Source organism: Novosphingobium sp., from assembly GCF_030696665.1.
Lineage (GTDB): Bacteria > Pseudomonadota > Alphaproteobacteria > Sphingomonadales > Sphingomonadaceae > Novosphingobium.
On sequence record NZ_JAUYRV010000043.1, the window covers coordinates 23,428 to 48,677 of the forward strand.

23 protein-coding genes are annotated in these 25,250 nt (G+C 60.1%); 18 read left to right on the plus strand and 5 right to left on the minus strand.

Annotated elements, in window-relative coordinates; translation table 11 throughout:
• Nucleotides 1–174 precede the first annotated feature (174 nt).
• The 5 genes from Q8R81_RS12195 to Q8R81_RS12215 all read left to right on the plus strand — a co-directional run bounded on the left by Q8R81_RS12195 (nucleotide 175) and on the right by Q8R81_RS12215 (nucleotide 8,386).
• Nucleotides 175–2,265, plus strand: coding sequence for a PAS domain-containing methyl-accepting chemotaxis protein (locus Q8R81_RS12195; RefSeq protein WP_305618189.1), 2,091 nt, complete (start codon nucleotides 175–177; stop codon nucleotides 2,263–2,265).
• A gap of 5 nt (nucleotides 2,266–2,270) precedes the next feature.
• Complete coding sequence (locus Q8R81_RS12200) at nucleotides 2,271–3,794, plus strand: chemotaxis protein CheW (protein ID WP_305618191.1); 1,524 nt, start codon at nucleotides 2,271–2,273, stop codon at nucleotides 3,792–3,794.
• A gap of 640 nt (nucleotides 3,795–4,434) precedes the next feature.
• Entirely contained in the window at nucleotides 4,435–6,522 is a 2,088-nt protein-coding gene (locus Q8R81_RS12205) for a TonB-dependent siderophore receptor (protein WP_305618193.1), read from the plus strand.
• A 17-nt stretch (nucleotides 6,523–6,539) separates the two neighbouring features.
• On the plus strand, nucleotides 6,540–7,100 hold the full coding sequence (locus tag Q8R81_RS12210; protein WP_305618195.1) for a hypothetical protein: 561 nt from the start codon (nucleotides 6,540–6,542) through the stop codon (nucleotides 7,098–7,100).
• Nucleotides 7,101–7,105: 5 nt separating this feature from the next.
• Nucleotides 7,106–8,386 carry a PepSY domain-containing protein gene (locus tag Q8R81_RS12215; RefSeq protein ID WP_305618241.1) on the plus strand — a complete coding sequence of 427 codons (1,281 nt, stop codon included), beginning with the start codon at nucleotides 7,106–7,108 and terminating at the stop codon, nucleotides 8,384–8,386.
• A 22-nt stretch (nucleotides 8,387–8,408) separates the two neighbouring features.
• Here the strand turns inward: Q8R81_RS12215 and Q8R81_RS12220 are convergent, their stop codons facing one another.
• Both Q8R81_RS12220 and Q8R81_RS12225 read right to left on the minus strand, forming a co-directional pair.
• Nucleotides 8,409–9,692: an ATP-binding protein gene (locus tag Q8R81_RS12220; protein ID WP_305618196.1), complete on the minus strand. Its 1,284-nt coding sequence runs from the start codon at nucleotides 9,690–9,692 to the stop codon at nucleotides 8,409–8,411.
• 59 nt (nucleotides 9,693–9,751) lie between these two features.
• Nucleotides 9,752–10,474 (minus strand): response regulator, encoded by a 723-nt coding sequence (locus Q8R81_RS12225; RefSeq protein WP_305618198.1) that lies wholly within the window; start codon nucleotides 10,472–10,474, stop codon nucleotides 9,752–9,754.
• Between the two features lie 211 nt (nucleotides 10,475–10,685).
• Here Q8R81_RS12225 and Q8R81_RS12230 point away from each other — a divergent pair, with 211 nt between their 5' ends.
• The 3 genes from Q8R81_RS12230 to Q8R81_RS12240 all read left to right on the plus strand — a co-directional run bounded on the left by Q8R81_RS12230 (nucleotide 10,686) and on the right by Q8R81_RS12240 (nucleotide 12,593).
• Complete coding sequence (locus Q8R81_RS12230) at nucleotides 10,686–11,186, plus strand: hypothetical protein (RefSeq protein WP_305618200.1); 501 nt, start codon at nucleotides 10,686–10,688, stop codon at nucleotides 11,184–11,186.
• 163 nt (nucleotides 11,187–11,349) lie between these two features.
• The gene (locus Q8R81_RS12235) at nucleotides 11,350–11,766 is read left to right on the plus strand and encodes an EF-hand domain-containing protein (protein WP_305618202.1); all 417 of its coding nucleotides are present in this window, start codon (nucleotides 11,350–11,352) and stop codon (nucleotides 11,764–11,766) included.
• Between the two features lie 11 nt (nucleotides 11,767–11,777).
• Nucleotides 11,778–12,593: a sterol desaturase family protein gene (locus Q8R81_RS12240; RefSeq protein WP_305618204.1), complete on the plus strand. Its 816-nt coding sequence runs from the start codon at nucleotides 11,778–11,780 to the stop codon at nucleotides 12,591–12,593.
• Nucleotides 12,594–12,803: 210 nt separating this feature from the next.
• On the opposite strand, the gene Q8R81_RS12245 is transcribed toward Q8R81_RS12240, so the two are convergent.
• Entirely contained in the window at nucleotides 12,804–13,688 is an 885-nt protein-coding gene (locus tag Q8R81_RS12245; RefSeq protein ID WP_305618205.1) for a LysR family transcriptional regulator, read from the minus strand.
• A 96-nt stretch (nucleotides 13,689–13,784) separates the two neighbouring features.
• Between Q8R81_RS12245 and Q8R81_RS12250 the strand changes: the two genes are divergently transcribed.
• Complete coding sequence (locus Q8R81_RS12250; RefSeq protein WP_305618207.1) at nucleotides 13,785–14,642, plus strand: sterol desaturase family protein; 858 nt, start codon at nucleotides 13,785–13,787, stop codon at nucleotides 14,640–14,642.
• A gap of 330 nt (nucleotides 14,643–14,972) precedes the next feature.
• Here the strand turns inward: Q8R81_RS12250 and Q8R81_RS12255 are convergent, their stop codons facing one another.
• Complete coding sequence (locus Q8R81_RS12255; protein WP_305618209.1) at nucleotides 14,973–15,182, minus strand: hypothetical protein; 210 nt, start codon at nucleotides 15,180–15,182, stop codon at nucleotides 14,973–14,975.
• 230 nt (nucleotides 15,183–15,412) lie between these two features.
• Between Q8R81_RS12255 and Q8R81_RS12260 the strand changes: the two genes are divergently transcribed.
• From Q8R81_RS12260 to Q8R81_RS12270, 3 genes are all read left to right on the plus strand, one after another.
• On the plus strand, nucleotides 15,413–17,932 hold the full coding sequence (locus tag Q8R81_RS12260; RefSeq protein ID WP_305618211.1) for a prolyl oligopeptidase family serine peptidase: 2,520 nt from the start codon (nucleotides 15,413–15,415) through the stop codon (nucleotides 17,930–17,932).
• Nucleotides 17,933–18,423: 491 nt separating this feature from the next.
• Nucleotides 18,424–18,813, plus strand: a complete 390-nt coding sequence (locus Q8R81_RS12265; RefSeq protein WP_371135362.1) for a transposase — start codon at nucleotides 18,424–18,426, stop codon at nucleotides 18,811–18,813.
• A 211-nt stretch (nucleotides 18,814–19,024) separates the two neighbouring features.
• Nucleotides 19,025–19,744: a response regulator transcription factor gene (locus Q8R81_RS12270; protein ID WP_305618213.1), complete on the plus strand. Its 720-nt coding sequence runs from the start codon at nucleotides 19,025–19,027 to the stop codon at nucleotides 19,742–19,744.
• Nucleotides 19,745–19,857: 113 nt separating this feature from the next.
• Here Q8R81_RS12270 and Q8R81_RS12275 read toward each other — a convergent pair whose 3' ends face one another.
• Nucleotides 19,858–20,397 carry a hypothetical protein gene (locus Q8R81_RS12275; RefSeq protein ID WP_305618215.1) on the minus strand — a complete coding sequence of 180 codons (540 nt, stop codon included), beginning with the start codon at nucleotides 20,395–20,397 and terminating at the stop codon, nucleotides 19,858–19,860.
• 400 nt (nucleotides 20,398–20,797) lie between these two features.
• Here Q8R81_RS12275 and Q8R81_RS12280 point away from each other — a divergent pair, with 400 nt between their 5' ends.
• The 6 genes from Q8R81_RS12280 (at nucleotide 20,798) to Q8R81_RS12305 (ending at nucleotide 25,080) form a co-directional block, all read left to right on the plus strand.
• Nucleotides 20,798–21,067, plus strand: coding sequence for a hypothetical protein (locus Q8R81_RS12280; RefSeq protein ID WP_371135363.1), 270 nt, complete (start codon nucleotides 20,798–20,800; stop codon nucleotides 21,065–21,067).
• 74 nt (nucleotides 21,068–21,141) lie between these two features.
• Complete coding sequence (gene traL / locus Q8R81_RS12285; protein WP_305618243.1) at nucleotides 21,142–21,426, plus strand: type IV conjugative transfer system protein TraL; 285 nt, start codon at nucleotides 21,142–21,144, stop codon at nucleotides 21,424–21,426.
• Nucleotides 21,427–21,436: 10 nt separating this feature from the next.
• On the plus strand, nucleotides 21,437–22,009 hold the full coding sequence (locus Q8R81_RS12290; RefSeq protein WP_305618218.1) for a type IV conjugative transfer system protein TraE: 573 nt from the start codon (nucleotides 21,437–21,439) through the stop codon (nucleotides 22,007–22,009).
• The gene (locus tag Q8R81_RS12295; RefSeq protein WP_305618220.1) at nucleotides 22,009–22,803 is read left to right on the plus strand and encodes a type-F conjugative transfer system secretin TraK; all 795 of its coding nucleotides are present in this window, start codon (nucleotides 22,009–22,011) and stop codon (nucleotides 22,801–22,803) included. The genes Q8R81_RS12290 and Q8R81_RS12295 overlap by 1 nt, the downstream gene beginning before the upstream one ends.
• Entirely contained in the window at nucleotides 22,803–24,161 is a 1,359-nt protein-coding gene (locus tag Q8R81_RS12300; protein WP_305618222.1) for a TrbI/VirB10 family protein, read from the plus strand. Before Q8R81_RS12295 ends, Q8R81_RS12300 begins: the two co-directional genes overlap by 1 nt.
• Nucleotides 24,118–25,080: a DsbC family protein gene (locus tag Q8R81_RS12305; protein WP_305618224.1), complete on the plus strand. Its 963-nt coding sequence runs from the start codon at nucleotides 24,118–24,120 to the stop codon at nucleotides 25,078–25,080. The genes Q8R81_RS12300 and Q8R81_RS12305 overlap by 44 nt, the downstream gene beginning before the upstream one ends.
• Nucleotides 25,081–25,250: the final 170 nt, after the last annotated feature.

Here is a 25,250-nt window from a genome sequence, read left to right on the forward strand (position 1 = left end):
TCCAAAGGATTTCGCCAACCTCCATGCGTAAATTGTAAGTAATTCTCCTAGTGTAGTTTGCTGTTATATGAAAACCGGAGTTTATTAGATCAAACGGCAATGGATTGCGAAGCCCAGCGCCAGCCATGCGTCGTAATTTGAAAACTTGTAGGAAATTGCAGAAGGTTGCTCGGCATGAAGATCGATAAGGTGGATGTGGCAGCGGCCATTGCCGGTGACACCAGCGACCGACAAACGCTGTTGGCAATCGACCACGCCTTCGCCATGATCGAATTCGATACTGGCGGCACCATCCTGCGCGCCAACATCCGCTTCCTTGATCTCATGGGTTACACTGCCGAAGAACTGGTCGGCCAGCATCACAGCCAGCTTTGTGAAAAGCAGTTTGCAAGCGCTGCGGCTTATCGCACCCTGTGGGAAAATCTGGCCAAGGGCGAAGAACAGCAGGGCGAATTCTGCCGCCGCCGTAAGGATGGCAAACAGGTCTGGCTTCAGGCCAGCTACAACCCGGTGAAAGATGACAATGGTGCCACGCAGCGCATCGTAAAGATCGCCATGGACGTCACGCAGCAACGCCTTGAGGCGCTTGCCGCAGCAGGTAAGCTGGCAGCAATCGAAAACGCGCAGGCGATGGTCGAGTTCGACCTGTCCGGCAAGATTACGTCCGCCAACGACCTCTTCCGCACGATGAAAGGGTTTGAAGCTGGGCAGGAGAGCAACTTTACCCACCGCGACTTGTGCGACCCGGCCTTTGTAAAGACTGAGGAATACGCAAAGTTCTGGGACCGCCTGATCAAGGGTGAGGCCATTTCCGGCGTGTTCAAGCGCCGCAGTATTTCGGGCGCCGACGTGTGGATTCACGCCTCCTATGCCGCTATTCTGGACCTGACCGGCAAACCTCGGCGCATCGTGCAGTTCGCGCACGACATCACCGACCAGCGCCGTCGCGATGCCGAATCCGAGGGCAAGGTGCGCGCCATCGAACGCGCGCAAGCCGTCATCGAGTTCGACCTTGAAGGCAATGTTCTGGATGCCAATGCCAATTTCCTGACCCTGATGGGCTACCACATCGAGGAAATTCGCGGCCGCCACCATCGCATCTTCTGCGATGTCTATGCTACCCAAGGCGAAGAATATCGCGCTTTTTGGGATAAGCTGGGCCGCGGTGAATTTGACACCGGTGAATACAAACGCCTGCGCAAGGATGGCCGCGAGGTGTGGATACAAGCCTCTTACAATCCGATCTTCGATACCAGCGGCAAACCGGTCAAGGTCGTCAAATTCGCCTCGGACGTCACTGAAGAAAAATTGCGCAGCAACGAGTTCTCAGCCAAAGTCGATGCCATCGGCCGCAGCCTTGCCACGATCGAATTCGATCTCGATGGCAAGGTGATCAGTGCTAACGACAATTTCCTGCGCACCATTGGCTATTCGCTGCGCGAGATCGTCGGACAGCACCATTCGATGTTCTGCTCGCCCGACTATATCCGGAGCGCTGAATATCGTGATTTCTGGATGACGCTCAATGCAGGGCAGTATCATGCCGGGCGTTTCCACCGCGTTGGCAAGTATGATCGCGATATCTGGATCCAAGCCACTTACAATCCGATCTTCGATCTGACGGGCAATCCCGTGCGCATCGTGAAGTATGCCTTCGACATTACCGAACAGGTGCAGATGGAAACGGCCATCAACGAGCGCGCACACGAAATGAACCTGCTTTCAGCACAGCTTTGCAAATCGATTGGCGAAATCACCGGATCGACCGAGCAGGCGCTTTCCCTTTCACTGCAAACCCGCGTCAATGCGGAACAGGGTGAGGACACGCTGGGTTCGGCCATCGAAGCCATCGAACTCATCCAGAAATCTGCCACTTCCATTTCCGAAATCGTGCGCGTCATCAGCGAGATTGCAGGGCAAACCAACCTGCTGGCCTTCAATGCCGAAATCGAGGCCGCCCGCGCGGGCGAGCACGGCGTGGGCTTCTCTGTTGTCGCAGGCGAAGTGCGCAAGCTGGCCGAGCGCAGTTCCACCGCCGCGCGCGACATTTCGCGCCTGATCGACCAGTCCAACGCACAAGTAGGCGAAGGCACCAATCGCTCGCGCATGGCGCGCAACGCTTTTTCCGACATCGTTTCCAGCGTGCAGCAGACCAATTCCGCAATCGAGGCGATCACGCGGCTTGCCGCCAATCAGGCGCAATTGACCGAGAATGTAGTTGGCCAGATCTCGCAGCTTTCCGCCACGACCAGCATCGCCGCCTGAAGACGATGACTGCGGTGCTGCAACCGGGCACACACGATACCCTGTACGGCCTGATCCGCCTGGCCGGGCTGTGCGCGGCACTCCCTGTTGCCGCCATCCGCGAAGTCGTGCCTTGCCCCCCGCAACTCGATCCTTTCCCCGCATCGCGAGCAGACATACTCGGCGCGCTTGAACTGCGGGGCGAAGTCATTCCGGTGATCGACCTTGCTCGCGCGTTGACCAGCGCCTCGGTCGTTAACGGTGAGTCGCAGTCAGATGACCGCTCGATCATCGTGATCCTGCGCCATGAACAGCACGTTTTTGCCGTTCTGGCCGATGGCATTCTGGGCGTCATGCCGCTCACCTCGCGCGAAATCAACCCGCTCGGCCACAGCACGGCAAATGAGGGAGAGCGCCTGTTTTTCAGCACTTTCCGCGTTGAGACTCACAACGGCGTCGTGCTAGATCCGGCTGCGATCATCGCGCTGCCCGGCATGGTCACGGCTACCGATCGCAGCGCGCGAAAGGACGATGCCCGCCAGATCGATGAGCCGATTCTCGTGTTCACGGTCGCTGGTCTACGGCTTGCCCTGCCCGCCAGTTGCGTCGATGCCAGCCTGCCCCGCGCAGATCTTCTGCCGACGCCGGCGGAAACCGAACTGTGGATCGCCCAGCGCGAATACAAAGGCGCTGAAATCCCGGTGATTGATACGCTACACCTCCTTGGCCACGGTTCGCTTCCCGCAGGGCGGCGCAGCGGTGCGAGCATTGTCGTGCGCACTCAATTGCCCGATCCTGCACCACCAGGTTGGACAGAATCCTTCGGCCTTGTCGCACTTCTGATCGATTCCGTAGATGATATCGGACGGTTTGCCGCCCGCTGCTTTGCGCCACTGCTGCAGGATGCGGTGGCTGGTGCCGTGCTATCGCGCGGGATGCTCGAAACGGCTGAAGGCAGCGCACTCCTGATCGATGCGCAAAAGCTTGCCACGCACGAAGGCCTGCGCAACCTGGGTGTGATCCGCAACGTACCCGAACACGCAAAGACCACGGTCCACTCCGCGCAATCCGACGAGCGTGCCACGCGCACGTCCGAAAAGCCGTTCCTTGTCTTCTCGGTTGGCGAACAGCGCTTTTCCACCCCGCTTGCAGCGGTCGAGGAGATCCTGCTCGCACAAACCGCGATCCTGCCCATGCCACCGGGGAAATGTGGCATGATCGGCCTGTTCGCGTCACGCGGGCACTGCGTCCCGCTGCTTGATCTCGCTCACGTGCTGGGCGATGGTGCCACCCGCGACGGACGCTACATCATAGTCACGCGCAGCGATCATTCCGAAGGCCTGCGCCGCGCAGGATTCCGCGTCGACGAACTGCATTCGGTCGATCGCAAGGTGCTGCAAGAAATTGCAGCGAAGGACCGGTCCGCCCAACTGCCCGGCCTGCCGGGCCCGACAATCCGTCTGAACGACGGGCATGCCTGCACCGTGCTCGACCTTGCCGGAGCAGCCGAACGCCTGCTCAACACTGCCGCGGCCCAAGCAACAATCTAGAGAGGGCTAAGTAGCATAATGGCCAATGTAAGCGGACTTTCAAGACCGTCCGACGGCTTGGACAAAACAGAAGGGGCTTGTGCGGCCCGACGGATGGCTGGTTCCCTCGTAGCCAGACCTTAGCGTAAGCTGCGGCAACCGACAGCAAAGTCCCAGACCAAGACGGCCGGAGTGAAGGCGTTTTGCAATGCACTTAACGATCGTCCCAGACCAAGTCCTCCCGCCCTTCCCAAAAGCGTGATGAACCAAGGACCGGAATCGATAACCGCAATCTGAAGCGCGAATGCCCGAGTTCAACGCGGCAACTGCCACGCTCACGCTGCCGATAACAGCACCAGCGGCCGACCAAGATTATTTTCCATCTTAGCCAAAACGAATGTCAGCCGGTGCCCATCCCTGGCCGCTAGGAAGGCAGGTATTCCAGCCTTCGTTATTGAAATTCGCAGGGCCAGAAAATTCCACTCCGCCAAGCTTCCGCGACGGCCACGCGAGACAGGTGCAGCCATTGTCGCTCGGCACCTTTTGCTGGTGAGAGTGCAATGGGGTGCGCGGGTAGCTCTCGCCAGTCTCGCATTTGACCTCTTGCAAATGCGACTAGGTCGCAGTAGCAAGAAAATCTCTTGTGATTTCAGGGGTAGACATGCGCAATCTTCTAGCACCCATCCTTTGCGCGACTGCGCTTACCCCCAGCTTCGCAGTCGCGGCTGAAGCTGATGCAAGCGCAGATCAGCGCACGATCGTCGTCACGGCGGCACAGGAAGCGGCGACAACGTCGACAAAAACCAACACGCCGATTGTACAGATCCCGCAACCCATCACGGTGATCGATGACAAGATTTTCCTTGCACAAGGTGCGGTGAGCATTGGCGATACATTGAACTATGTCTCGGGCGTCACCGCCAATCCGTATGGTCCCGACAGCCGCGTTGATGGGGCATTCGTGCGCGGAATCAATGCGCTGCAATTTCGGGATGGCATGCGCGACATCTTCAGCTTTTACGCCAGCATTCGTGCCGATCCTTACAATTTCGAACAAGTCGAACTGGTCCGCGGCCCCGCATCGGTCTTGTTCGGTCAGGGCGCGCTGGGCGGGATCGTGAATCTGGTCTCCAAACGTCCTGAATTCGAAACGCACGGCGAAGCTTCGGTCCGCTACGGCTCGTTCGACCGCAAAGAAGTCATGCTCGACCTTACCGGGCCGCTTGACCAAAGCGTTGCGGCGCGTCTGGTGGCGCGGGTTCGCAATGCCAAGACACAAACCGACTTTGTTCCCGATGATCGGGTAATGGTGTCACCCTCAATCACCTTCAAGCCTTCGTCAGACACGACGTTCACGTTGATCGGACTCTATCAGGAAGACGATGGCGGCTCGACATCACAGTTCCTGCCGCTGGTGGGCACAATCTTGCCCAATCCCAATGGCACGCTGTCCAACGGCCTGTTCGTTGGCAAGCCGGGCTGGGACCGTTATGATGGTCGCCTGCTACAAGGCACAGCGCTGCTGGAGCAGCGTTTTGGTGAAAACGCTCGGATCAACTTAAAGGCACGCTATATCGACAGCGACCTTGCCTATTTCACGCACTACCCAGACAATTACACCAATCCCACGAACCCGTTCCTTGATGCCAATCAGCGCATCATGGGGCTGTACGTTGATGGCAGCATCGCCCGGATGGAGATCTTCTCCACCGATAACAACTTGCAGATTGATTTCAACACCGGGTCAGCCATCCGGCATACGTTGTTGGCTGGTGTCGATTATAGTGCCAACTCTGTCAACAAGACTGGTGGTTTTGCTTACGAAACCTTCGACATATACAATATCGATTATGGTGCGCTCTCAGATTATGGCGGTGGGCTGCCGACGCCGACATATGTTGCCGAAGATGTCGATCAGGATCAACTAGGCATCTATTTGCAGGACCAGATTCGCCTGCACGATCGCGTTTCAGTGGTATTTGGCGCAAGGCGTGATTGGACGCAGGCCAAAAGCTTCGGCGGAGCGTGGCGCAAAGATTCGGCAACAACATTCCGTGCCGGCATCATCGGCGAAGTTGCCACGGGAATTTCGCCCTTCTTCAGTTACACAGAGAGCTTTGAGCCGATTGCGGGGACCGCGAGCGATGGAACGGCCTTCATCCCCAAGGCTGGCCGCCAGGTCGAAGTTGGGATCAAGTTCCATCCCGCCGACACTATGCTGGTAACCTTGACCGGATATCACATCAGGGAAAGCAATCGCCCCGTTTCCGATGACAGCACAGTCGATCCGTTCGATCAGGTCCAGATCGGAGCCCTGACCTCAAAAGGCGTGGAATTTGAAGGGCGGGTGTCTCTTGTCGGCTCGGTAAACCTGATTGCCAATGCCAGCTACAACCAGGCCGAAGCGGACGAAACCAGGCGCCAGATCGACAATGTGCCGAAGTTCAACGCCTCGCTGTGGGCAACGACGGGCATTGCGCTGAACGAGGAAACCGCGTTGCTGCTGGGCGGCGGTGTGCGCCATGTGGGCAGCCAGCGTTCGTTCGGTCCGGCCTTTCCCGATGGGGTCAGAACGCCCGGGTTCACGCTGGCCGACGCTTTGGTGGAACTGTCGTGGCGCAAATGGGCGGTCACGCTCAATGCCACAAACCTTTTCCGCAAAAGTTACTACTCAGCATGCCTGGCGCGTGGAGACTGCTTCATGGGTAGTGAACGCAACGTCATGGGCACCGTGAGCTATCGGTTTTGATGGCAGGCGCGGCAATGATGACCGCGGGCGCACTGTTTGGCATCCTGGGCATAGGCGCGCTGCGTTTTGCCTGGGGGCGCGCAAATCGGTCCGTCATTCTCAACACCGCAGGTTGGATGTTGATCGGCGCAGGACTCGCAGCTGGCTGGGTCTATGCCGGTGCCTGGGGTGTTAGCATAGCCTCGCTCTGGGCGATGGCAGCGGCGCTTATTCTCTTGGCCATAGCCGCATGGCGCGATCCGGCCAGGAAGAGCAGGGGATCGGACCGCAGAGCAGGCATGTTGCCTGAGCCGGGTGAACCACGCCATCTGGCAAAGCGTATCACAACATTCGCCATCGTGGTTGGAGGCGGCCTGGTCGCGGCCATCGCGATCGGCGTGATGACGCGTTGGGCCGCCCTGACGGTCAACGCAAGTGTAGCTGATGCTAACGTGCTCGTCTTCTTTGCCGTGCCATTGGTTTGGTCGATCCTGGCGTTTCTCTTGCTCATGACTGAGAATCGCAAGCGCCAATTGGTGTGCATCGCGCTGCCTTTGATCGCCGCAATTCCCGCCATCGTCAAAGGGAGCATGTCGTGAGCCGCATGATTGAGACCGGAACCGTCAAGCAGGCGTTATCGGCCCACGCCGCCATCGGCCTGCTGGCCGGTGCGCTGCTCTACATTGTCTCGCTAACAGGGACAGTGGCGGTGTTCTACGAAGAGCTGCAGCGGATCGAGCAAGTCCATGCACCAGAAATGTCTTCAATAGATCGCGTTGCCGTACAGCGTGGAGTTGAGGCCGTTCTGGCAAGTGAGGCAGGCAAACCCCGCACCACGCATCTCTACGTGCATTTGCCAACCGAGGGTTTGCCTCGCACCACGATCACCACCGATACGCAGGCCGTTCATTTAGACCGGACCGGCGCCATCGCCGGACCGGAAGAGATCGCCTGGTCCGATTTTCTCGTGCAACTCCATTATACACTCAACTTGCCAGCGCTTGTCGGCATCACGGTGGTCGGCATTCTGGGCGTGCTGATGCTGGCGCTGTCGTTCAGCGGCGTGATCGCACTGCCGCGCATTTTCCGTGACGCGTTTCGACTGCGTGCACGCAACAGCAATGGCGTCGGCTTGGCAGACTGGCACAACCGGTTGAGCGTATGGACCTTGCCCTTCTCGCTTGCCATCGCGCTAACCGGGGCCATGATCGGCATGGCTACCATCACCGCCTATGCGATTGCCAGCAACAGCTATGGCGGAGATGTCGAAGCTGTCTACGCAACAGTATTTGGTGGGGAAGGCAAGCCCGACGCCGCGCCTGCACCTGTTCCCAACGTGGCTGCAGCGCTGGAATACATGGCGCGCGCCTACCCTGAAGTGGCCGTGACCTATGCCACGCTTCACAATCCCATGACCAAAGGGCAACACGTCCAGATCGTGGGCGATCACGAGCGCCGACTGATCTTCGGCGAATACTATGATTTCGACGCTTTCGGCCGCTTTCATAAGACGGCCGGGCTTGCGGACGGACAAATCGGACAGCAGGCAGCGGCGTCTGCTTACAAACTGCATTTTGGCAGTTTCGGCGGCCTTCCGGTCAAACTAGCCTATTTCCTGCTCGGCGCTGCGCTGACGGCAATCTGTGCAACCGGAACCTACATCTGGCTTGGCAAGCGGCGTCGACGTGGCATGCAGGAGCACGCGCTACATGCGTTTTGGAATGGCGTTGTGGCAGGAACGCCAGCTGCTCTTACCATCACCTTCCTAGCCCGGATCCTTTTCGGCAATGCGATGGCGTTTTCCGCAATTTTCTGGCTCGCATTGGCAGCAATTATGGCATCCGCGCTGCTATTCAGCGCCTGGCAGCCAAGCCACGATTCTTAAGCCGCTTTGCGAACAATCATTGTTATGGCAAAATCTGGTCCTGCAATGCGAGTTCGGCACAAAAACGGCCATGTCGAAACACGAAGCGCAAGGATCCTGCATGTGCCACGGCAACGCGTTCGGCAATGGCAAGACCTAGTCCAGCTCCATCCCCGCCGCGTGCGTTGTCACCTCGGGCAAACGGGCGTCGCAATTGTTCTGCGCTAGCAGCGCTGAACCCTTGGCCCGCATCGCTGACTTCGATGAGAACAAAACTTCCCTCGTTGCGCGCCTGGAGCCTAATCGGTCGTTGGCCATAGCGTATTGCGTTGCCAAGAAGGTTGCCAACGGCTCTTGCCACTGCCTGATAGCGCAGATTGGCGCGGAGCGCTTTGTCGACAACGACTTGCGTTTGCCCTTGCGGATCGCCATCCCGTGCCACGGACGAAAGCAATTCGTCTAAGCTGCAGCCCACGACCGCTTCTTCGGCAAAGCCGCGGGCAAAATCAAGGAACTGCTCAAGCATCGCCTCGATCCGGTCAACCTGCCGTGCAGCCGTTGCCTCAATCTGGTCATAATGCCCGCTCATCATTTCAAGGCACAGGCGAAGCCGGGTTAGCGGAGTGCGCAAGTCATGGCTGACCCCGGCAAGCATCAGCGTCCTTTCCGCTTCGTCATTGGCCAACCTTTCGGTCAGCCGGTTGAAGGCACTGGCCACCGCTGCGACTTCGTCAGGGCCTGCTGTTTCGAGCATAGGCAGAATTTGCTCGTGCCTAGCCATGTCAGGGGCAAAGGCATCGACCTGCGCCGCAAGCCGCTGAAGCGGGGCATCCAGCCTTCGTTGCAAAAGCAGGCCCGCCGCTGCTGCAACGATGAACGCGACGAGAAAAGCATAGAGCATTGTCTGCAGTGCGCTGCGCCCCGATGGCGGCGTAACGCTAATCCACACGGTTTGCGTGCCGAGCCGCATTTCGAACCACAATCGATCGTCGGCACCGCGCTGCCACTTCAGCTCTCTTCCAGAACCCAACCGATGGGACAAAGCGCGCACGAATTGCCGTTCGACGAAATTGGGCACACGGTTGCGTAGTCTCTGCGACGCAGCCCTATTGGCAGGTTCTTCCAGCCTAATCAGGACATTGCCGCTGCTTTCGAATCGCGACAGCATGATCTTGCGCTCTGCGTCCGGAAGATCTTCCATCACGTGGGTAAGAACGGAAATCATATCGGCTGTCAGTTGAGCAATCCGGTTGACCTGAGGCTGTATTACCAACGCCATGACCAGCAGCCCGGCCACCACCTGTCCGGCCAGCACGACCCCGACCATCAGCGCGACATTCCGGCGCAAAAGGCTCCGCGGCAAGGCCAGCGTCGGAAGCCGCCAGTTCATGCCTGGCCGGTTCCGCCGTTTTCGGGCGCAAGCACATAGCCCACACCCCAGACCGTACGGATGAAGCGTGGCTCACCCGCATCATCGCCGATGGCGCGTCGCAGGCGGGCTACCTGAACATCAATCGCGCGGTCGGTCACTTCGGCATCGCGGCCCAGCGCACGGTCGATCAGTTGCGCACGGCTGAGCGGCCTGCCGGTGCTGCGCGCCAGAGCGGCCATCAGCGCAAACTCGCGCGAGGAAAGTGGCAGGACCGTGCCATCGCGGCTGACGGACATGGCCGAAAAGTTGACCAGGAAGGGGCCGACCACAACAGTCTCGTCGCTATTCGTGCTCCGTGCCGGGGCCATGCGGCGCAGCAGCGCAGCAATTCTGGCTACCAGTTCCCGTGGAAGGAACGGTTTGCCCAGATAGTCATCCGCGCCCATTTCCAGCCCAAGTACCCGGTCCACAGGATCGCCACGCGCCGTCAGCATGATCACTGGCACCTGTTCGCCACTGGCGCGCAGGCGACGCAGGATGGCAAGCCCGTCTTCGCCTGGCATCATCAGATCCAGCACGAGGACATCGGCCGGCTCACGCTGCAACGCCACGTCCATCGCCTTTCCGCTTTCCACCGCGCGCACGGAAAAGCCGTGCTCTGACAGGAAGCGCTGCAACAGACTGCGCAGTTCAGGATCATCATCGACGACAAGCAGGCGGTGTGGACGTTCGGTCATGGGCTTGTTCCTGCCATCGCCGGGGACGATCAGCCAGCCGATACGGTGGGGTAGTTGTGACAAACTGTTACGTCAGGCCTTCACTGTCACGCTCTGCCACGACTTCGGCTTTTTCCGACATTCCGGTGATGCATCTTGCGGTCAGAAAATCTCCTGTCGCCCGGAAACAAAAGTCAAACCTCTTCCCGGGCCAGCATGAAGGAGATCAGTCATGAAAAATTTTCGCACTACGCTCACCGCATTGACAGCAGTTGCCGCACTTGCATTCGCTTCCACCGCCGACGCCAGCGGAGGCGTTCGCGCTCGCGGCCAGAACGGCTCGGTCGGCGCTGTCGCAGGCCAGAGGGGCGTGGCTGGTCGTGCAGCAGGCACCACAACCGCTGCCGATGGCACTGTGACCCGCACCAGCGCAGCAGGCTTCAAAGGTACTAATGGCTCGCGCGGCGCGCGCGCCTCCACCACTTCGGTCTCGCCCGATGGCACGGTAACGCGCAACGCCGATGCTGCAACCAGCGGCGCGCGCGGCAGCGCTTCGTCGCAGGGCAGCTTCACCCGCAGCGCCGATGGAACCGCCAGTGGATCGCGCTCGACCAGTGCAACCAACGCCGTCACCGGGAACAGCTACTCGGGGTCCACCACGCTTAGCGATGGGGCGGTAAGCCACACCGGCACCTGCACCACTGCTGCGGGCGAAACGATCACTTGCCGTTGATCGCCTTCACGTGACCCCGGGACGATCTGTACTGGAAGTCCCTCAACCTGGCATGGCGCGACGCTCCCACCTGTCGAAGCCTCCCCAAACGTTGCGTCATGCCCTCTTTGCCGACGGATCCTGCACAATGCGTTTCGTTCGTATAACAAGACCCTCTCTGGCCTTGGCACTGATAGTCGTCCCAACGTTTGCAATCGCCGCGCCAACCGCCCGTCCTTCCCGCGATTTCGGTGGTGAAGAAGCACTGGAACGCTTGCGCGCTGCCGATACGAACAAGGACGGGGCAATCACCCGCCAAGAACTCCTCGTACACCGCGTGAAGGAATGGCCTCGGCTTGACCGCAACGGAGACGGCATTTTCAGCAAGGACGATTTGCCGGGCTTTGCGAAGGCGCACTGGGACAGCGGACGCCTTGCCACCATGCGCCAGACCTACGACACGAACCGCGATGGCCGCATCAGCCGCGCCGAGTTCACCTCCGGCCCGACACCCGCATACGACATGGCCGATAGCAACCGCGACAACCGCGTGACCGAAGCCGAAATCAGGGCCGCAATCGCCGACCTGAAACGCAACTAGAGGATCACACCATGCGTCTGGCATTCCAACACCCCTGGATTCTTGGCATCATGCTGGCTCTCGTGCTGGCAGAAATCGGCTGGCGTCTGCGTGAGGGGCGCGGATATGATGGAAGTGCCGCGGCAGCCAGCCTCGGCGTGGCTGTGGGGCAGGCCGTATTCCGCCCGATCACCGGCATCGCGACCGGGGCGATCTTTCTACTGCTGGCTGACATCTCCCCCCTACAACTGTCTGCCAGCGATTGGCGGACGTGGGTTGCCGGATTCTTCGCTGTTGAATTCGCCTACTACTGGTTCCACCGCTTCAGCCACACCGTCCGCTGGATGTGGGCAACGCACGCGGTGCACCATTCCTCGCGCGAATATGTGCTGCCCAGTGCAATCCGCCTTGGCTGGACGGAGTTCTTCTCGCTGGGTTGGGTCTTCTTTGCCGCATTGGTGCTGATCGGATTTCCGCCCACGGTGGTAGCCGTGCTGCTGGGCGCGAACCTCATCTATCAGTTTCCGCTACACACCGAAGCCGTGCGCCGCCTGCCAAACTGGATCGAAGCGGTGTTCAACACGCCATCGCATCACCGCGCCCACCACGCCAGCGAGACCGAGTATCTTGACTGCAACTTTGGTGGCGTCCTGATCGTGTGGGATCGCTTGTTCGGCACCTTTCGCGCAGAACCGCGAGATCGCACACTACGGTATGGACTGGTGCACGATCTTGATTCCCGAAATCCCGCGCGCATCGCGCTGCACGAATGGCATCGCATGTTGGCCGACATCGCGCGAGCGCGGGGAGGATGGGAAAGGATCAAGGTTGCCCTTGGCCGACCATGACCAAACCAGGTCGTTCAGCTTGGAAGCGGCGAACGTCCGGTTCAATCTAGACGTGCCACTTTAGGTCCAAGAAACTGGCGAGCAGGATTGCGGCCAACTCCTGCCGGATAGCACCGTGATAGCGCCCCGCTGACAACCATCGTTCGTGCCGATCCTAGATTAGGGTTTGGGCCGCCGCGATAGGATCGTTTTAGACCATCAGCTCAAAATTCATATGCGGAGCGCGTTCTCCAGTCCTTGTATCCGCTGCCGAAAGGCCTGCTTTAACCTTTGCATTCCCGGTGACTGGGAGCGACGGTCGAGCGAATAGATAACCATTCGAAAACTTTGGGGTGCGCCGGTTCGGAGCGGACCAAGTGCATGAAGCACTTTCGCCGCGAGATCCTGTGCAACGGAATAGGCAGATGAAACCCAGATCGCATCGGTGGTCTTGGTGAGCGTAACCAGTGTGCCGTAATCCTCGATCACATGCGGGGGGCCTGCCGCCCATTTGCGGAGGTCGTCGAATATTGCCACGTTCGCGGTTGCTCGACTTGACAGCAGTACAGGAAATGCGGCGTCTTGGCAGTCTCCTGTCAGCAAAGGGTGACCCGCGCGGACAATCAGCGTGACCGGGAAGTTGCCAAGAGTTTCGGCGCGCACGAGCGGCGCATCAGGCACCTGCCCTTCTGCACTGACGAAAAACTCTATGTCACCCGCTATCAGCAGAGGCCACAGTGCCTCGACATTGCGGACCACGACCTCGTTGGTGAGGGCTGGAGCTGCTGAAAGCCTTTCTGACAGTGCGGCCGGCAGCAACGTCCAGGCCGGCAATGGCGCCATGCCGAAGCTGACCCGTCCTTCTTCCCCTCGTGCGGTTTGGCGCAACTGGCGTTCAAAATCATCTGCTTGGGTTAGCAAGGCCTTGGCTCGGCCAACTACAACCTGGCCTTGTGGAGTAAGACTTACCCCCGCGCGATCTCGATCAAACAACCGCATCCCGACTTGTTGCTCCAGTGCCTGAATGCTGCGGGTGAGTGCGGATTGGGACAGACCCAAATCCTCGGCGGCGCGCGAAAAGCTCAAGCGGCGGGAAAGGGCGACCAGATGGCGCAAGTTTCGCAGGTCCATACATATGCATCCGCATCATTAAAAATAGCATCAATATGCATTGGACGCAGAAACCCTTCATTGCAACGATGTTCACAACAGATGAAGGTAAAAACAATGGACCATCTCGGGCTTTGGGTTTTGGCCGTAACCGGCGCGATCCTGCTGGCCGAAGTTATCGCCGGCCGGCACCGTGAAATCTACAACCGCAGCGACTGGCTGGTAAACGGTATCTGCATGCTCGGGGCCGCACTGGTCCGCCCGGCGGGCACGGCGATGGTGGCGATGTCCATCGCGTACCTGTTTCCGGGTGGGCAGGGAGCCTTGCAAGATGTGCCATTTCTGCCGGCGTTGATCACGATCATCTTGTTGGCGGAGTTTGCAAATTACTGGGTTCATCGCGCCAGTCACCAGCTGAAGGGCACGCGCTGGTTCGATTGGTTTTGGCGCATGCACCGCACGCATCACACCGCCAAATATGTAAACGTCCTGCTAAACTTCCGTATCAGCCCATTCTGGATACTGGTCGGGGGTCTGGGTTGGGTGTTTTCGCTGGCGATCTATCTCGGCCAGGCTCGGGCGGCGGGCTTGGGGATCGTGATTTTCACCTTCTGGGGCATCTTTACCCATAGCGATTTCCGCTGGGACGACGCGGTCAGACGGCACACCTTCTTCGGCCCGGTGTTTCGCGGGCTGGAACATGTCTTCATCTCCCCGGGAATCCATCACAGCCACCACGGATATGGCCGCGACGGCGGAAATTTCCGCAACTTCGGGGTTTTTCTTTCGGTCTATGACTGGATTTTCGGAACGTTGCATATCCCGGAAGGCCGACCGTTCCGCTATGGCATTCCCGGCACCACCCCGCATTGGGCAGACGATGCCTTCTCACCGATCAGTGTCGGCACGCTGTTTGCCAAAAGTCTGCCTAGCGAGGCGGAGAGCAAACGTTCAACCTAGGCCCAAGCGGTGAAGCAGTGGTTGCTTGAGTGGCCATTTGAAAATCGAGCCACAGGCAAAAGGGTGTAAATGGCGTTAGGCTCGTTCCGACCAGACCCGGTCGCTCGGATCGGCTGCGTTGAACGTCGTATCCAGCCAGAAGCGGCCATCGCTGAGGGAAAAGAAGAAGGTCAGCAAAGCGCCCCATCCCGGTCATTAACAGCGACCATTGCATTGCCTGAAAGCGGGCATTGGGAACCCGCCAGTGATTTCGGCTTCGAGCATCACCTTGCAGGACGCTCTATGGCGCAAAGTGGGTGGGAAGGGGACGCGTGGGCTCATTGGCGACAGTCATCTGCGGTTCGATGACAAAGCTCCGAGCAATACACGATAAACAAAATAGCCGAAGGCCATAAACGCGATGAGCGCTGGAACCAGTTGCCAAGTAGGAACGCGATCATGGAAGCGCTCATACAAAAAGCCAGCGATGCCGAGCCATGCAACGAGGCTTGCAAAAAGCAGATGTTCTATCGCTCGAAGCGTCTTTGCCGCTGGTTTCATCCCGGAGACCTTACCAACAGGGCGGGTGTCCGCAATGGAGTCGGAACCTGAACGGCAGATTTTTTAGAATCGGCGCGATTTCCTGCTTTTCCGCAACCGACGCCGTAGCCGCCGTCCAGATGATTGGCTAAGTTCCTTGAAAGATCACAGAAGGTTTGCGTCGAAGGGCGGCAAAGTTGGAAGCTTCCGGAATACGTTCATCAAGAGCAGCTCTTCTTTGCTTCCTGTCGATGCTGATGGGGGCTTCCGCCACTGCCCGTCCGCTGTCCATCGACGATGTGCTCGCGACCGCGACGGTCGACCGCGCCGACATCTCTCCGGACTCTGAAGAGATCGCGATCGCGATGCCTCGCCCGGTTACCTCAGGCGAGGTTTATGGCCGCAATTCCTATGAGATCGACTCCTCGCGCACCGATATCTGGCTGGTGAAGCGCGACGGGTCGCAGCTGCGCCAGCTGACCGATGGGCAAGCGAGCGCGGCAGGCTACTGGTGCCCCTACTGGAGCCCCGACGGCAAGCGACTGGCGATGCTCTCTACTGCGCCCGAACTCAGTGAACCGCGCGGCGGTGACAATGTGCGCCTCTATGTGTGGGAGCGCGGGACAAAAGCGCCCCGGCGCGTCAGTGATCGCGCCATGATGACACAGGTGCGCTACGGCTCGCCGCTCAATGAGCTCGACCTGCGCAGCCCAGGCGCGAGCCTCCCGAATACGTGCCGCGAGAATGACGAGAATGCCCCTTTCGTTTGGCTCGGCCCGGATCGCCTGCTGGCGGTGCTGATGCCGTCGGGTGAGCGTTCAACGATGGTGGATCGCTACGCCAAGTTCCACCGCGAGGCATCACAGGCGGGCGAAGAGATGCGTGCAGGCGAGGTGCCGACGCTATCGCGCTCCGACAGCGCGACGGCGGCGGCTGAGTTGGCTGAGGTCAACTATTCGGCGGAGCTGGTGATCTTCAATCTGGCGGATGGCTCGACGACGAATCTTGGCGAGGTGCCGGCATTCCCGATGTTCGGCGCGCTGACCATTGCCCTTTCGCCCAATGCCCGCCGCGCGGCGATCCTCGCGCCGGTGCGGGCCATCCCGCCACACCGCCGGTCAGCCGATATGCCCAATGTCATGGCATGGGCAGTGGAGAACGCCCTGTTCATGCTCGACCTTGGCGAGCGACCGGCCTTGCAGCGGGTCGAGCCGCCGGGCGGCGCGCAATTCCCGCTCGACATCATCGGGTGGTCCCCGGAGTCGGAATACATCTCCCTGCGCGCGCGGGCAGCTTCAGACGCGAACTCGGCGAGCCTCTGGACCCTCGCGGCGAATGCCCTCGCGCTGACCGCCCAAGCCCCCGGCCTGACCTTTGATGATGCCGCGCCAGCGCATTGGCGCGAGGGATCCCATGCGCTCTGGGCCGACCGGACAAGCATTTTGGTGCGGGATGGCAAGGCAGGGAGCGGGTGGCGGCTCGTCGATGTTCGCACTGGCCGGGCCGCCAAGGTAGAGGACAATGTCGAAGGGCTTGCCAGCTTGCGGACCTCGGCAAGGGGGCAGATCACCGGTCAGAGCAAGGCCGGCCCGGTCCGCTTCGATCCTGCCGCACGCCGGTTCGTGCCATGGAAGGCCAGGAAAGCAACAGGTTGCGACGGCGCGGCACGGCTCGTCACCGAACGGAAAGACGGGGCCGCCACCTATAGCCTCTGGTCCAGCGACGACCCGCGCCCGGCCAGCATCAGGCTCGCGTCGTCCGCCAGGATGCTCAACCATGATTGCAGCGGGATTGTCTGGGCCGAAAACGGGTTCAAAGGCAGCGTCGTGAACTTCACCTCGTGGGACGATCCCGCCGCGCCCCGGGCCCTGATGCAGCACAACCAGCACCTTGCCGATATCGCCTGGGGCGAGCGGCGCATGATCGACTATCGCCATGCCGATGGCACCGCGCTCAAGATGGCGGTGCTGCTCCCTGCCGATTACGATCCTGCGCGGCGCTACCCGACACTGATGTGGGTCTATGGCGGCTACAGCCCGTCCGGGATCGACGACTACTTCCTCGATCCGCATATGCCGGGTCTTTACAACCTCGAGCTTTACGCGAGCCATGGCTACGTCGTGGCCATTCCCTCGATCCCGGTCCCGCGCAGCGACGCTCCGGGAGAGCCCCTTGCAGCGTTCCCCGGCGGCGTCCTTCCTGCCATCGACAAGCTGGTTGAGCTCGGCATCACCGACAACGACCGCGTCGGCGTGTTCGGCCAGAGCTTCGGCGGCTACACGGTCAGCGCGCTGGTAGCGCAGACCGACCGCTTCAGAGCGGCGGCCGCGATCGCAGGGGCAACCGACATTGCCACCAATTACGGCGCGTTCGATCCGGCAGCACGGGGCTGGCCCGGCATAGAGCAGGACATGGCGGCCAACGGCCCGATCTATGAAAGCGGGCTCGGCTTCAGGATCGATCCCGCCACCGATCCCGCGCTCTATCACCGCAACTCGCCCCTCACTTTCGCCGACCGGATCCACACACCGCTGCTGCTGATCCACGGGGAGCTCGACACACGCGCGCCGCTCTCGCAGCCGGAAGCACTGTATTCGCTGCTGCGCCGAAAGGGCCGCACGGCACGGCTGCTGCGCTACTGGGGCGAGAACCACTCGCTCGCCAATTCGCCCGCCAACATCCGCGACATCACGCGCGAGCTCGTCGACTGGTTTGATCTCCACCTAAAGCATAGCGGCTACGCAGAAGTGCCCCTCGGCATCACTGACTAAAGCTCGAAGCGGAAAGGCAGATTGCCACCCATCTGCGGTCATGAGTGACGGCGAGGCCCTTTCCCGAAACCAGCATGGCCGCTTCAGCCTCGTTTTTTCCAAGACCTGCCATTCAACAAACGGCCCAATAGCGGTCGCAATTTATGCCCAATGCGCAGACGAAAGAGTGGCGGGTTTTGGCAACGAACCTGCCGCTGAACCCGTCAGGCGGGAATGGCCGTTATTTCCCAGACCAAGTCCTCCCGCCCTTCCTAAAAGCGTGATGAACCAAGGGCAGGAATCGATAATCGCAAACTGAAGCGCGAATGACCGAGTTCAACGCGGCAACTGCCACGCTTACGATGCCGGTAAATGCGCCAGCAGCTGCCTAAAATTGGTTGGCACTTTAGAATCCGATCTGAACTAAGTTGATTGGTATCAACAGGTTAGCTTGACGGTGAGCCTAGTCGTTGATTTAGGGGGGTTCGCCAAAAACTACGTTGGATGCAAAGATGTGGACCTATACCGCTCGCACGCTCCATGCGCAAAGCGGGCTGGCTTTGGCAACAGATTTGACCGATGCCCAGTGGGCTATTTTCGAGCCCCTTCTTCCCCGCCAGCCTCGACAGGCCGACCACCGAAGTGGGAAATGCGCCGGACTGTCGAGGCCATCTTCGATCTGCGCCGAGGCGAGCTGCCGTAGCGAATGTTACCCACCGCGCTTTCCTCCAGTTTCGACGGTGCGACGCTGGTTCTACCTCTGGCGCGATACGGGGTTGCGGCATGCCGTGAACCATGGGCTTCTTATGCTGGTCTGTGAAACACAGAGGCATGAGGCATCGCACAGCGCCGGTGTGATCAACAGCCAGAACGTCAAAACGAGGGGAAGTGGCGGGTCTTAGCGCTACTCAACATTGTCCTTTCTACCTCGAGAATCGCTGCCAAAATGGCGAGGTTTTTCTGCTGACGCAGGCAAGCTGGGCGTTTTGGACAGCTAGGTAGGTAAAAGAACTTAGTAGACTTTGCCGTGGTTTCAGCGCGTTATGGTTAATGCCAATGTGGGAGGTTTCGTAAGTCGACGCACTTAGTGTCACCAAAAACGGGGGTTTCCATATGTTGCTTGAAGATCGGTCTGGCTACTCTGATTTCGAACAGCAGGGCCTCGCGGACGCTTTCGGATTTCGAGACACTGTCGCAGAATTTAGTGACACCGCGTCATCGCCCTCAGCGTCGTCGGCGCGTCATACCGTTCACGTCGTTGCCGACGAAGCCCAGCAGAGGGCAGCGATGGCCCGTATGATCTTTGCAGCCGGTCATCACGCCGAAGTTTACAACGATGCCGAAGAACTGGTTGCACACCGCCCAACTGGTGGGATCGTGCTTGTCCATGAATCCGGCAAACTTGGAGCATCGGCAGTCTGCCAAGCACTGACAAGGAACGCTTCGTGGCTGCCGGTCATCGGATTTGGCGCTGAAGTTGATGCCAGCCGGATAGTTGCAGGCATGAAGGCCGGAGCAATGGATTACTTTGTCGGTCCGGTTTGCACCGGGACGATGATCGCCAAACTTAACGAATGCGCCAAGGAGGCCATGTCCGTATCTGCATTTCGCGGCCGGCAAGCCGCGGCCAGATCGGCTCTGGCCAGACTTTCGGACCGTGAGCGCCAAGTGCTCGACCTTCTGGCTACCGGCTTGTCCAACAAGGCAATGGCGCGGGATCTTGGGATCAGTCCCAGAACCGTTGAAATCCACCGTATGAAGATGATGGGAAAGATCGGAGCGACGTCGGGTGCCCATGCCGTTCGCATTCGGATCGACGCATTTGAAGGATAGTCTAAAAGCCACTTTTAGAATTGGCGAACAGCAACTCCCACCAAGCCTTCGTCACAAACTCAACGATGAACCCACGATGGTCCGGCGGCACCGGGTAGAAGCTGTGCCCTGCATCAGCTGAGCAAGGTACGGCTCGCTTCAAGCACCCGTTCCTGATGCGTCAACAACATCCCGTAGGTTTTGCCTACCGCCGTATGAATGATGACAGGGCGCAGATCGACCTGGATCTCGCCCTGTCTGCCCGATGCAGCTTCGCAGTAGAGACCTTTCAGACCTTCAGCTGCCAGGAAGACCGCCTGTTCATGATACGCTGCTGCGCTTTGCAGCATTGAGACCGCAATCGTTGCGCGCGTATGATCGATTCCCAACTGCTCAAACAACCGTGCACGGAGGTTATCGCTCAGGTGCGCCCCTTGCCGGAGGATCTTATGCAGTTTTGTCCGCAGCATACCGAGCCGGTCTGCCATATGCGCGAGCGGAACGGCCTGACGTGCAAGCTCACAATTGATCAGGCGCTTATACCGGGTCTGCTCGTCATCGATCCGGATTTCTGATGCGCACGGGTTGGCATTGCGCGCGACGATGAGCGGATTGAAAACCGTCTCTGGTGAAATAGCCCCATGCAGCATCGAAGCGTTCCCCTTTTGCTGCATGCGAGCATGCCCGGCCTTGGCCCGTCAACATTATAATCGGCCTATCCACTTGAATTGATGCCGAAGTCTAACCTGTAAAGCGCCAAGGCAGTTCACCACGAAACGCTGTAGAGATGCTCCGATTCGAAGTATCGAAGCGCCGTAATCGGGGCAACGGAACCCCCAAAGCGGGAAAGCAAAATCCGCGAGGCGGAAGCTTCATTCCGTACAGATTTACATGGTGGTTATCACGCGCCCATTTTTGAGGAATTCTTCGGGCACCCGGCTGCAGCTCGGTTGCCCCACACCGCGCAAGACCGCTCCTTGAATTGGCCCGCGATTGACGCGGCAGCTTTGACGAATGGAGCCAAAACCAATGACAAGCAGTTGGAAAGGAAAGAGCACAGTCCTCCTCCAGAGCATGGCAGTCCTTGCCATTGCCGCAGGGCTGGGAAGCGAGATGGCGATGGCTGGTAACGACCAGACTTTCAACACAGCGCTCCTCAAGTTCACTGGGTTCCTGCAAGGGTCGGGCGGCAAGATCATTACGGTACTCAGCTTGGCCGGTGGTGTCGTTGGCCTGGCAGCAGGGCGGTTCAGTCTGGCCCAGATCGCCATTCCGGTCGGCGTTGGTGTCGGTGTTGGCACCGGGGTTCCGATCGTCACTGCTGCGATCACCGCAACCATCTGAATTTGCATCGGCTGCTTCAGGAAGATCCCCCTGAGGGATTGGAAAAGCAGCAGCCCGAGGGTGGCGACGTGACCATGCAAAGATACACCGTGCCTCAGCACCTCGACGATCCGGAACTCATCGGCTTTTGGACTCTCGACGAGTTCCTGGGCCTCCTCGTTCCGTTCGCCTGGGGGATCTTGTCTCAACATATTCTGATCGGGCTCATGATGAGCGTGCTGGCCTGGTGGGGATTGCGCAAGTTGAAGGCGGGAAGGGCGGTATGCTGGATTGTTCACACGGCCTACTGGCATCTGCCGGGCGCCTTCACCGGCCTTAAGGCAACGCCACCCTCGCATCTACGCATCATGGCAGGATGAGGCAGCGACCATGGATCTCGCGATCACCCACCAGCAGTCGCAACGTCTGCTCAAGCAGCGCAATCTCCTTGCCGCGAGCTCGCTCGGCCTATTTGCAGCTTCGCTGTTCCTCGCCTTTGCAGCTGCCGGACAGAGCCGCGAGATTGTCCTCCAGCCTGTCCTGCCACGACCGCTGACGATCACCTCCGGCAAGGTCAACCGCGATTACCTCGAACTGGTGACCCGCGACGCTGCCTTGCTCATGCTCAATCGCTCTCCGTCCAATCTCACGTACTGGATGGACGCCGTGCTGGCGCTGGCCGACCCCAAGGCCCATGGGCGGATGAAAGCGGAACTGCTCAAGGTCGTCGCCGACCAGAGCGGCACGAGCGTGTCGCAGTATTTCACGATGGAGCGGCTTACCGTCGATCCTGCCGCGCTCACCAGCGAGGTCAATGGCACCTTGCACACCGTGGTCGGTTCCAAGGAAGTCAGCGCGGAGGCACGGACGTTCCGGTTCGTCTGGAGCTACAGCGGCGTTTCGCTGCGCCTGGTTGCTTTCGGGCAAGTGCAACCTGCCCAGCAGCACGGTGAGGAAGCATGATGCGCACGCCTGCCAAATTCACCCTGGCGCCCAAAGACTGGATGCAAATGTCCCAGTCCGGGCCGGCAATTCGTGCGCGGTGTCTCGCCGTGCTGTCCATCGGCACGTGCATGATGGCAAGCCCGGCCTGTGCCGACCAGACTGTGCTCGCCGCAGACAATGGCACGGTTGGCTGTGTAGCCTCGGCCAAAGACCTCACGCGGATCAGCCTCGAGAGCGACCAGTTTGCTTCTGTCTCAAAGATCTCGACAGGCAATGCCGACGAGGATGTCAAAATAGTCAACGAGCCCAATCGCGGCGACATCTACCTCTCCGTCCCCGACGGCTATCAGAAATCCAGGCTTTCGTTCTTTGGAACGACCCGCAAGGGCTTTGTCTACAAGTTCGTCTGCGAAGTGAGGGGCGAAGAGGCCGAGCAGATCTTCGTCGCCAATAACGCGATCCAGGCGGAAGTAGCGCGGCAGACCCTGCGGCCCTTATCCCCGGACGAGACGGCGATCCGGCTTATCCGGGCAATGTACCGCGGCGAGGCGATAGAAAGCTTCGAACAGGTGGCGGCTGTGCTCGCGCCAGTGCGGATCGGCAAGCTCGAAGTCCAGCAGATTGGGCAATACCACGGAAAGGACCTGCGCGGTCTGGTCCTGCGCGTGCGCAACACATCGCGCGAACCTATCACGCTTGACGAGCAGGTCCTGTCAGCGCGCGGCGCGGTCGCTTTCATGGCTCCGGTGACCGAACTCGCGCCGAACACGAGTTCGGCTGTGTACCTCATCCAGAAAGCGGGCGCGCGATGATGAAGCTCACCGACCTTTTCCGAAAGAAGCAGCACGCCCTCGATGGCCCTGCAGCTGTTGATAGGCCGCAAGGCGATGTTCCGCCGCTCGGCGATGCCATCGCGATTAACGAGGCAGAGCGGCGCAAGCAAGCACTGCGCTTTGCAGGTGTCGGTCTGTTCGCGCTGGTGGCAGGATCGCTGTACATATTTTCGGGCGAGGACCCCTCGAGCAGTGCGTCACCACATGCGCTCGCCTCTGGCGTCTCGGTTGACGAGATGGTCAACAGCAACATGGCCGAGAAGGAGTGGCGGGCGCAATCCGAGGCGCAGATTGCAGGGATTGAGACCGAACTGCGGACACTTGGTGCCCGCGCCGAGCGCGCAGATCAGCTCGAACAGCAGCTTGCGGGCAGCGCAGGGGAAACCAGTGGTGCAGGCGTCTCAACCGATACGCAGCGGATCCTGTCTGCCTACCAGGCCGAGAACGACCAGCTGCGTGCCGCGCTAAACGCCGCGCGGCAGTCGCCGATAGCTGCGTCCGCATCTCCGACAGGCCTATACGGCCCGGGCGCTCCATCGCTTGCCCAGGGTGGCTCGACGCCAGCGGGCGAGGCAGCCGTAGCGGCCGCCGGGTTCGGGTCGCAGCGCAAAAGCGAGGTCAGTCTGGTCTCGTTCGGAGAGGGGTCTGCTGGAACCGGATCTCCGGTACCGAAGAGCAACACCGTCTACACCGACAGTGCGAACTATCTGCCGCCCAATTCGATCGCGGTGGCGCGGGTCATTGTCGGCGTCGATGCCAATGCCGGCGTGCGTAGCGAAACCGATCCCCTGCCCGTCGTTCTGCGTATCACCGGCCCGGCGCGCTCGGTCTACGACCGGGGACATCTGCTCAAGACCGAGATCAGCGGCTGCCTTGTCAACGGAGCTGCACGCGGCGATCTCTCTTCGGAAAAGGTTTACGTCAAGCTCCAGCGCATGACATGCCCGCAGAAAGGCGGTCGCTACGCGGTGTCGGACGTCAAGGGTTTCATCGCGTTCGGCGGCAAGACCGGCGTGCGCGGCCGTGTGGTGAGCCGCGAGGGCGCGCTTGTCGGCCAGGCTTTCCTTGCCGGGCTGGCTGGCGGCTTTGGCCGAGGCTTTGCCGCCAACAGCACGTCGTTGCTCACCGGCAGCACGGTCAACGTCAATGGCGAGCGTCAGAAGCTGGGAACGGGAGATATCCTCCAGGGCGGCGTTGGCGAGGGCGTCGCGACCTCGGGCGACATGGTCTCGAAATACCTCATCGAGCGCGCCGAGCAGTACCAGCCCGTGATCGAAATGCCGACCGGCATCGATGTCGAAATCGTATTTCTCGAAGGCGTTTTCATCCAGGGCTGAGGAGACCGCAGCTGTGTACTCTATCCGCAACACCAAGATTGCACTTGGCCAACTCGCTGTGCCAACAGGCAAGATCCTGCTGCCGCTCGCAGCGATCCTTGTCGGAAGCGGCACTTCGCTGGTTTGGGCCGAGGCCGGTTCGCCAGGCGCGCAACAATCTGCAGAAATCGAGAAGACCGTCGCGCGCATTCTCGCACAAACGCTGCCGCGCACACCCGTCACCAAGATCAACTGCACGCTCGTCGACGGGCTGTGCGAGGTCACCGCGGGATCGCAGCTGTTCTACGTCGACCGCTCTGGCCGTTATCTCCTGGTCGGGAGGGTCTACGACATGAAGACGCGCCGAGACCTGACCGCAGCGCGGCTCCTGGAAGTGAACCCGGATCTCCTTCTCGGGGCCGCAGCCGCCAGGGCCAGTGAGCGTGAAAGTGGCTCTGCACCAAATGAAACGCTTCCCGAACGCGGCGCGTCCACCCCGGCCGCGAACGGGGCCCCCCGGACAATGTCCCTTGCCGGACTGCCCGCCGCTGGCGGCATTGTCTGGGGCAACCCTGCAGGCCTGACCGTCACGGTCTTCAGTGATTTTCGCTGCGGGTACTGTCGCGCCCTGTCGCAAACGCTCGAAGCGATGAACGTTCGGGTCATAGAGCGACCGATCTCGATTCTCGGGAGCCGCGCGCTCGCCAACCAGGTGTTTTGCGCGCGCGACCGTGCTCGCGCAGTCAAGGCTGCCTATGCAGGCTTGGCGATCGAGCGATCCACGCCGTGCGATACCTCGGCGCTCGATGCCAACGAGCACTTTGCGCGCGAACAGGGCATTGCCGGAACCCCGGTCATTGTCCGCAGCGACGGTGCGGTGATCGAGGGCTACCGTCCGCGCGCATTTCTCGAGACCTGGATCAAGGGAGGCCAATCGTGAGCCTGCCGCGGCGTGCTATTGGCAAAATCAGTGGCCGTGCCCGTGCCGTGCTTGCCCTCCTGTCCAGCGCGGCATTGTCGTCCTGCGGCGTACTGCTTGGCGACAACGTCAAGGGGAGCTTCGTGTGCAGTGCGCCCGGAGGGACTTGCGCCCCATCCACGCTGATCGAC